The organism is Micromonospora sp. NPDC002411, assembly GCF_053592955.1.
Map to the genome: position 1 here is coordinate 1 of NZ_JBSFBM010000293.1, position 8,455 is coordinate 8,455.

7 protein-coding genes and 1 pseudogene are annotated in these 8,455 nt (G+C 71.2%); 7 read left to right on the forward strand and 1 reads right to left on the reverse strand.

From position 1 onward, the window contains the following. A pseudogene (locus ACWCO3_RS27010) lies at nt 1-508 on the forward strand (polysaccharide biosynthesis tyrosine autokinase); the annotation flags it as partial. Here the strand turns inward: ACWCO3_RS27010 and ACWCO3_RS27015 are convergent. Then, the gene (locus ACWCO3_RS27015) at nt 489-1,043 is read right to left on the reverse strand and encodes an arsenate reductase/protein-tyrosine-phosphatase family protein (protein ID WP_145781672.1); all 555 of its coding nucleotides are present in this window, start codon (nt 1,041-1,043) and stop codon (nt 489-491) included. The pseudogene ACWCO3_RS27010 and the gene ACWCO3_RS27015 overlap by 20 nt on opposite strands. 168 nt (nt 1,044-1,211) lie before the next feature. Between ACWCO3_RS27015 and ACWCO3_RS27020 the strand changes: the two genes are divergently transcribed. The 6 genes from ACWCO3_RS27020 to ACWCO3_RS27045 all read left to right on the forward strand — a co-directional run. Further along, on the forward strand, nt 1,212-2,459 hold the full coding sequence (locus ACWCO3_RS27020; RefSeq protein WP_145781674.1) for a glycosyltransferase family 4 protein: 1,248 nt from the start codon (nt 1,212-1,214) through the stop codon (nt 2,457-2,459). A 187-nt stretch (nt 2,460-2,646) separates the two neighbouring features. Further along, the gene (locus tag ACWCO3_RS27025) at nt 2,647-4,341 is read left to right on the forward strand and encodes a DUF4012 domain-containing protein (RefSeq protein WP_357935156.1); all 1,695 of its coding nucleotides are present in this window, start codon (nt 2,647-2,649) and stop codon (nt 4,339-4,341) included. Nucleotides 4,342-4,354: 13 nt separating this feature from the next. After that, nucleotides 4,355-4,984: a hypothetical protein gene (locus ACWCO3_RS27030; protein ID WP_145781678.1), complete on the forward strand. Its 630-nt coding sequence runs from the start codon at nt 4,355-4,357 to the stop codon at nt 4,982-4,984. 636 nt (nt 4,985-5,620) lie between these two features. Further along, nucleotides 5,621-6,181 carry a hypothetical protein gene (locus ACWCO3_RS27035; RefSeq protein WP_450012703.1) on the forward strand — a complete coding sequence of 187 codons (561 nt, stop codon included), beginning with the start codon at nt 5,621-5,623 and terminating at the stop codon, nt 6,179-6,181. Nucleotides 6,182-6,442: 261 nt separating this feature from the next. Then, a complete protein-coding gene (locus ACWCO3_RS27040) occupies nt 6,443-7,411 on the forward strand; it encodes a hypothetical protein (protein WP_358076285.1) in 969 nt (322 codons plus the stop codon). Between the two features lie 91 nt (nt 7,412-7,502). After that, on the forward strand, nt 7,503-8,455 hold a 953-nt coding region (locus ACWCO3_RS27045; RefSeq protein ID WP_450012706.1), incomplete at its 3' end, for a pirin family protein.

The following is an 8,455-nucleotide window of genomic DNA, read 5'->3' on the forward strand; positions in this document are numbered from 1 at the left end:
GGTCGGCGACGTGCAGGTCGGCGACGTCGTGCAGCGCTGGGGGGACAAGTTGCTGCTGGTGCTGCCCAGCGGTTCCGCCCCGCCGAACCCGAGCGAGCTGCTCGGCTCCAAGGCGATGTCGGACCTGCTGCTGGCGCTCCGGGAGTCGGCGGACATCGTGATCATCGACACCGCGCCGCTGCTCGCGGTGACCGACGGCGTGGTCGTGGCCGTGCAGGCCGACGGCGCGCTGCTGGTGACCCAGCAGGGCCGTACCTCGCGAAGCCAGGTCGCCGCCGCGGCCCGCTCACTGCACTCGGTCTCGGTGCGTCTGCTCGGCTGCGTGCTCAACATGGCGAAGGTGGCCAAGGCCGAGGCGTACCAGTACGAGGCCTACCGGGTGGTCGCCTCGACGCCCACGACGTCGGTGCCGACCGAACGAGCCGCAACCGGTCGGCACGTCGCGACCACCGGTGGTCTCAACGGCGTCACCGACCACACCCAGGAACTCACCCGGCTGCCCCGATGAGCGCGGCGAGGGGTCGCAGCGACCGTTCGATCTCCTCGGCGCAGCGTCGGAAGTCGGCGGCGGTGCCGCCGATCGGGTCCTGGAGGTCGTCCGCGTCCGGGGCGGCGGGTTGCAGCCGTCCCCGGGCGAGGGCGGCGGCGGCGATCGCCGCCTGCAACGAGTCGTCGGCCGATCCGGCGGGCGGTTCGGCCGCCGCGGCCAGCCGGCCGAACTGGCGCACGGTGAACGTCCGGTGCAGCGCCGCCGGCGCCAGCGCGGTGCAGACCGAGCGCTGGCGCCGGGTCGCGGTCAGCACGAGCGTCGCGTCGGCAAGGTACTCGGGGCGCAACGCCCGGGTCCGGAACGCCGCCGGGTCCGCGCCGCTGTCGGTCGCGACCTCCATGGCGTACGGGTGCATTCCCAACCCGTCGATCGCGTCGGTGCCCGCACTGGCCACTGTGACGGGCCGGCCGGCCAGCAGTCGGCGGGCCAGGAACTCGGCCATCGGCGACCGGCACAGGTTGGCGTGGCAGACGAACAACACACGATCAGCCATCGGAGCCCCTCTCATCGGTGCGGACACGGGTGTCCACACCGCGGGGGCGGTGCGTCGACGCCGGTGGTCGCGCGGGGAGGGGTTGTCGGCATCGTACGCGCGCGAGACGCCCGCCGGTCGTCGTGCCGCGCCGACCGACGCCAATCCATACCGGACGGGGGTGTGTCAGTGAGGATCGGCATCCTGTCGTACCACTTTCCGCCCGAACCGGCGTTCATCCCCGGGAGTCTCGCGGAGGAGTTGGCCGCGCGTGGGCACGAGGTTCGGGTGCTCACCGGATTCCCGGACTACCCGGGCGGGCACGTCTATCCCGGCTGGCGGCAGCGATGGCACCACGAGACGCACAGTAGACAGCTGACCGTCCGACGGGTGCCGCGCTACCCCGGGCGGGCCACGTCCACCAGGGGCCGCATGGCCAACTACCTGTCCTTCGCGGGCAGCGCGACGTGGGTCGCCCGGCGGTACTTCACCGATCTGGACGCGCTCTACGTCTTCCAACTACCGGCGACGACGTTCGCCACCGCCGGTGTGCTCCGGTTGCTCGGACAGGTGCCGGCGGTGCTGCACGTGCAGGACGTCTGGACCCGTGACGGCGCCGAGGAGACCGGCGAGGACCGCTGGGCGGCGCGGATGGGCAGCGCGATGACCCGGATCTTTCGGACCGCGGCGCGGATCGCGGTGGCCGCGCCGTCGATGCGGGATCTGGTGGTCGCCGCGGGCGCCGACCCGACCCGGGTCCGAGAGGTGCTCAACTGGACCGACGAGCGGATCTTCCACCCGGTGACGCCCGGCGTGGCGGCCCGCCAGCTGGTCCGTCGGGACGGTCGGTGCGTGGTGATGCACGCCGGGACCATCGGCGCGCGGCAGGGACTGGAGACCGCGGTCCGGGCGGCGGCGGCGCTCGACCGGACGATGGACCTGGTCCTCGTCGGTTCGGGCGCGGACGAGCGGCGGGTGCGGGGGCTCGCCGCCGAGCTGGGCGCGGACAATGTCCGCTTCGTGGAGCGACGGTCACCTGTCGACATGCCCGAGCTGTACGCCGCCGCCGACTACCAGCTGGTCATGCTGCGCGACCTTCCGGAGCTGCGCGGCACGGTGCCGGGCAAGCTCCAGGCCGCGCTCTCGTGTGCTGCCCCGGTGGTCGCGTCGGCCGGCGGGGATACGGCCGAGCTGGTCGAACGGGCCAGGGCCGGTCTCTCCTGCCCGCCGGAGGACTGGGCGGCGCTGGCCGACCGGTTCTGGCTGGCCGCCACGATCCCGCCGCCCGCTCGGGTTGAGATGGGCCGCCGAGGGCGGTCGGCGTACCTGCGGGAGATGTCGCTGCCCGCCGGGGTGGACCGGATCGAGCGGCTGCTGCACGAAGCAGCGGGGCGGGCCGCAGCGCCGGTCAGCGAACTGCGAGGAAACCTCGCTTAAGCGGTAATCATTGCGATAACGGTACGAAGTTCCCGGACGCATGCTAAGAACGTCAGGGAATCGACCATCTGTCCGATTCCCCGAATGGGAGTGTGGTGTGACGGAAAGCGAACGGCCGACCCGAAGGCGGAGCCGGTCCCGGCGCCGTCGGCGTGCCCGACTGCGACGCGCCCTCCTCAGTGCCCTGGTGGTCGGCTCGCTTCTGCTGGCGGCCGGCGGTTGGGTCGGCTTTCGCGGCTGGCAGGCGCGTGCCCACCTACTCAACGCCGCCGGCCTCGCCCGAGAGTTGAGCGCTCTCGTGGTCGGCGGGGACACCGACCGTGCGTTGCGGACCCTTGCCGCCCTTCAGGAGCAGTCCCGCGCGGCCCGTGCGGCGACCAGCGACCCGAGCTGGCGGCTTGGTCGGCGTACCCCGATGGTGGGCGACAACCTGGATGCCGTTCAGCAGATCGCTGCCGCCATCGACGAGTTGGCCCGGCAGGCGTTCCCGACCCTGCTCCGGATGGACCTGACCAGCCTGGTGCCGACCGGCGGTCGTCTGGACCTGGCCCGGCTCAGCGGCGTCTCCGCCGAACTGACCCGGGTCAACGAGTCCGTGCAGGAAACGCGTCGAGACCTGGCGGCGGTGCCGGCCGACGGCCTGGTCAGCCAGGTCCGGCAGGCGCTTGTCGACCTGCGTGGTGAGATCGACCGCCTGGCCGGCCTCACCACGGCTGCCGACCAGGGTGCCCGCCTGCTGCCGCCACTGCTCGGCGCGAGCGGGCCGCGGCGGTACCTGCTGGTCTCACAGAACCTCGCCGAGCTGCGTGCCACCGGCGGCATGTTCGGCGCGTACGCGATGATCGAGGCGGCGAACGGCGCCGTGAAGATGGGCAAGCAGGGCAGTTCGTCCTCGCTTGGCTTCTTCAAACCGGCGCTGAAGGTGCCCGCCGAGACCCGCGCGCTCTGGACCGACCTTCCCGGCATCTACCCGGCCGACGTCAATCTGTCCCCGCACTTCCCGACCGCCGCGACGCTGTACCGCGAGATGTTCCGGCGTAAGACGGGCACCACCGTCGACGGCGTCCTCGCCGTCGATCCGGTGGTGCTGTCCTACCTGCTCAAGGCGACCGGCCCGGTGCTGGTGCCCGGCGGTGTGCCGCTGGCCAGCGAGAAGGTCGTGCAGACACTGCTCAACGACAGTTACCGGCGGCTCGACGTCGAGGAGCAGGACGAGTTCTTCGCGGCGTCGGCGGCGGCGGTCTTCGACGCCTTCTTCAAGAAGAATGTCAACCCTAGGGTGTTGTTGTCCGCATTTGACCGTGCTATCACCGAACGGCGGATATTGTTCTGGAGTGCCCGACCTGAGGAACAGCGGACGTTCGGCGACAGCCGGATGGCCGGGACGCTTCCGGAGCAGGACACCGTGCCGACTGTCGGCGTGTTCCTCAACGACGGCAGCGGCGCGAAGCTCGGCTACTACCTACGACAGACGGCGAACCTGACGGTCGGTGAATGCCGCCCCGACGGTCGCCGCGAGCTCCGGCTGCGGGTGACCCTGCGCTCGACGGCGCCGAAGTCCGGACTCACCAAGTCCGTCCTCGGTCTCGGTATGGCTGGTGATCCGTACACCGTCCGCACGTTGGTGTCGATCTTCAGCCCTGCGGGCGGAGCGGTGCTCGAGGCCCGGCTCGACGGGGCCGAGACGGCCGTTGGTAGCGGCACCGAACGCCGCCGTCAGGTGGCGACCGCCAGCGTCGACGTCGCCCCCGGCGCCGAGAAGACGTTGGAGGCCACCGTGCTGACAGCCAAGACCGGCGTCGGTCAGGCCGAGCTGTGGCTGACCCCCACCGCCAGCCCCTGGACCACCCAAGTTCATTCCGCACCAAGCTGTGACCAGTAGGAGGGAACCAATCATGCGGCTATCCCGCATCATCATGGCGCTCACGGTCGGCCTGGCCGTGGTGGCCGTGCCGACGGCAGCGGGGGCGGCGCAGCCGCAGCCGGCGCCCAGTGCGACCACTGACCCGCCCCAACCGCCGCCGTACCCGCCGGTAGTGGCGTCACTGACCGTCAACCGGCCGACGATCTTCCTCGGCGAGACGGTCATCCTGACCGGCACCAACTTCGGCCCGAACGAGACCGTCGACATCTCGGTGACGGTCACCCCGCTGGCCGCTCCGGCCGGCGGTCAGGCTCCGGCTCGCCGGAGCGACGGCAGCACCGTGGCCATGGCCCCGGTGGCCTATCAGGCGAGCGCGCCGCTGAACTTCACGGCGTTCACCAACGCCCAGGGGCGCTTCACCAAGAGCTACAAGCCGTCGGTGACGGGTCTGCTGACCTTCACCGCGACCGGCCGGGAGTCCGGCCGTACCGCCTCGACGGAGCTGCGGGTGCTGCACAAGAAGCAGCCGCTCCCCGTCACCGGTGACAGCCTCGGCACGCCCATGAAGCTCGGTGGCGGCCTGGTCGGCGCCGGAGCGATCATGTTGCTGCTGACCCTGGCCTGGCGTCGCCGCCAGCGCTTCGGTGGTGCCGCGCACTAACCCGCACCACCGGGCAACGCCCGGACAGCACTGAGGCTGACGCCCGTCGGAGCACTCCGATGGGCGTCAGCCTTGTGCTGGGCCCGCGGTCCTGACCGACACGTCTTGATCGACACGGTTTCGGCGAAGTCGCGGTATCAAACCCTCACGGATACCGCGACATCAGCGAAGTCGTGTGGATCAAGCGTGAGCTGGGGGTGTTCTGCCCGCCAGCGTGGGTGGTGTGGTGCCTGGGGTCGGGTTGGTCCGTGTGGTTTGTTCCGTTTGGGTGGTATCGGCGTGTGGTCGAGGCCACTCGTCGGCCGGAATGATGGCCGGGTCGGGGTCGTTACACACCCTGACGATGGCAGGACCACGGCCTGTCGGCGCGATGGTCCGCCCCCGGGAATGACCCCCGAACCCGGGTCGTTACACCTGGACCCCGGCCCGACCGGCACCCCGCTCTATCGGGTGCCAGCGGATGGTCCGCCCCCGGAATGACCTCGGCCCCCGGGTCGTTACAGGTGGACCCGGCGCCGCGAGCCCCCCGCTCGCTGGCCGCCGATGAACCCCTAAGACTTTTGTTGCAGCGCCGGACGAGGTGCTCACGCCCGCTGTATTCAGGCGGGTGTCCTTACCCCCGAAGGAGCTTCCCCCATGAACACGATCATGCGTAAGAGTGTGCTGTCTGTTGCTGGTCTGGCTTTCGCTGGTGGTGTGTTCGCTGGTCCGATCGCCGCCCACGCCAACCCCGTTGACGCGAAGCCTGCCGCTGTTGCGGTGCAGGCGGCTGCGCCGAAGCCGCAGGGCGAGCAGTCGCACATCACGTTGAACGACGAGCAGACCGCCAACGTCAAGGCGATCATCGCCGCGACGAAGAAGGCCGGCCTCCCCGAGCGCGCCGCGGTGATCTCGATCGCGACGAGCCTGCAGGAGTCGAAGCTGGAGAACCTCGGCCACCTCGGCGACGCCAACGACCACGACTCGCTGGGCCTGTTCCAGCAGCGCCCGTCCAGTGGTTGGGGCACGCCGGAGCAGATCACCGACCCGGCCTACTCCACCACCGCGTTCCTCAAGGGCCTCCGGCAGGTTGACGGGTGGCAGGACATGCCCCTGACCGACGCCGCGCAGACCGTACAGGTTTCCGCTTACCCCGACGCCTACGCCCAGTGGGAGCAGCAGGCCACCGACCTGGTCGGCCAGTACTGGAACAGCTGACCCCCACCGCACCAACCGACCGATGGCCGGCACCCACAACGGGTGCCGGCCATCGGCATATCCACCGCGCCGCGAAGGCGGCGGCGGGCCATCCACTCCGAGATCTTGGACAGTTTCCGTTACGTGTGAACGGAAACTGTCCAAGATCTCGTGATGCGGCGACCGTTCGGCGACGTAGTGGAGTGGCGCTGGCGGCGCGGAGTGATCCGATCGGCCGGCGGGTACGTACCTCCCGTCGGGGACCGGCGGAGGGACAGAGGTATGACCGCGGTGGGGTACGGCACGAATCGTGAACCGGAGGCGCCGCCGGAACCCGCCGGTGACGACGTACCGCTGCGGTGGTCCACGGGCTCCCGCCTGCTGGTGGCTGCTGCGGCTGTCGTGCTGCTGCTGGGTGCGGCCGCGGTGGCCGTGATCATCGCGGACCCCGGGCGACTCGGCACGACCCACGCCGGTGGACGCGACGGCATCCGCCCCGACGGCACCCGGCCCGACGGCGTTGGGCGCGCGGGAGGCGTCGCCGACCCGGACGCGGCTGATGGTCGACCCGGTGGGACGGCTACCGACGAGCGGCTGCTCACGGCGCCACTGGCGGGCCGGCAGAAAGGCACCTTCGTGCTCGCGGACGGGGTGTCCTCGTTCGACCTGCGGATGGCCGAGCTGGGGAACGACCTGTACCGGATCAGCAGCCCGGCCGACTCGTCGGTGGTGGGTCGACCGACAGTCACCGGGGAGACCGTCCGACTCGACCTCGCGGAGTCCGGGGAGCGTGGCACACGGGCCGTGCGGGTGCTGCTCAACGAGCGGGTCGCCTGGCGTCTGCACCTCGCCGGCGGGGTGAGCCGTCAGGTCCTGGACCTGGCCCGGGGCCGGTTGCTGGGCGTGGAACTCGTTGGCGGGTCGGCCCACACCGAGATCCTGCTGCCACCGGTCACCGCGGCCGGCACCGGCAGCGCGTCCGGTGCCGGCAGCCCGGAGGGCGCCAGCATCCTGACGGTACGACTCATCGGTGGAACTAGTCAGCTCGACATCCGGCTCGCCGGGGAGACGCCGGTGCGGGTTCGCGTGGGAGTGGGCGCCGGTTCGGTCGCGCTGGGCACCGACCGCTGGGATGGGGTGGGCGCGGGTGCGGTCCTCAGCACGCCGGGTTGGGATCGTGCGACCGAACGGCTCTACCTGGACCTGGTCGCGGGTGCGAACCGGGTGACGGTGTCCGCCGGCGGCCGGTGAGCCGAGTAGCCAAAGGCCAAGGCCGGTGAGCCAAGCAGTCGGCGAACCGAAGCGCTGCGGCCGTGGGTGGGCGTGAGCGTACAGTCGGGCGGTGGAGCGTACCGAGTCGATGCTGGCGCAGACCCGACCGCCTGGTGTGGCCGACGTTGATCCCGGCAGTGTGCTGTTGCCCGGCCACGACGTGCCGTTGGGGCGGTACACCACTGTGCGGCGACTGTTGCCACAGCGTCCCCGCCGCATGGTCGGCGCGTGGTGTTTCGTCGACCACTTCGGCCCGGACGATGTGGCGCAGCGGCCCGGCATGGAGGTGCCACCGCACCCGCACACCGGTCTGCAGACGGTGACCTGGCTGCTGGAAGGGGAGATCCTGCACCGGGACAGCCTCGGCAACGTGCAGCCGATCCGGCCCGGCCAGTTGAACGTGATGACCTCCGGGAACGGCATCGCCCACTCCGAGCGGTCGCCGGCCGACCATCCGCCGGTGATGCACGGCGTACAGCTCTGGGTGGCGTTGCCGGACCCGGCGCGAGCCGGTGCGGCGGACTTCGCGCACCACGCCGACCTGCCGCGCTGGCGCGACGGCGAGGTGGACGTCACCCTGCTGGTCGGTGAGTTCGGTGGGCAGCGGTCACCGGCGGTGGTGCACACCCCGTTGGTGGGGGTGCAACTGGAGCTGGGCGGTGAGGCGCCGACGACGTTGTCGTTGCGGCCCGATTTCGAGTACGCCGTGCTGGCGATGTCCGGCTCGGCGGAGGCCGCCGGGGTGGGGTTCGAGCCGGGGGCGTTGCTCTACCTGGGTACGGGTCGCCGCGAGCTGACCGTGCGGGGAGGGTCGGGGGCCCGGTTGCTGTTGCTGGGCGGTACGCCGTTCGAGGAGCCGCTGGTGATGTGGTGGAACTTCGTGGGCCGCTCGCACGAGGAGATCCTCGCCGCCCGGGAGGACTGGATGGCGGGGGACGCGCGCTTCGGCGTGGTCGCCGACGATGCGGCGCCGCCGCTGCCGGCGCCCGCCCTGCCCACCACCCGCCTCAAGGCCCGCGACCG

Excerpts from the sequence above, each read along its gene's own strand:
- ACWCO3_RS27015 (WP_145781672.1), bottom strand. The coding sequence starts at position 1,043 with ATGGCTGATCGTGTGTTGTTCGTCTGCCACGCCAACCTGTGCCGGTCG.
- ACWCO3_RS27040 (WP_358076285.1), top strand. The coding sequence starts at position 6,443 with ATGACCGCGGTGGGGTACGGCACGAATCGTGAACCGGAGGCGCCGCCG.
- ACWCO3_RS27030 (WP_145781678.1), top strand. The coding sequence starts at position 4,355 with ATGCGGCTATCCCGCATCATCATGGCGCTCACGGTCGGCCTGGCCGTG.
- ACWCO3_RS27035 (WP_450012703.1), top strand. The coding sequence starts at position 5,621 with ATGAACACGATCATGCGTAAGAGTGTGCTGTCTGTTGCTGGTCTGGCT.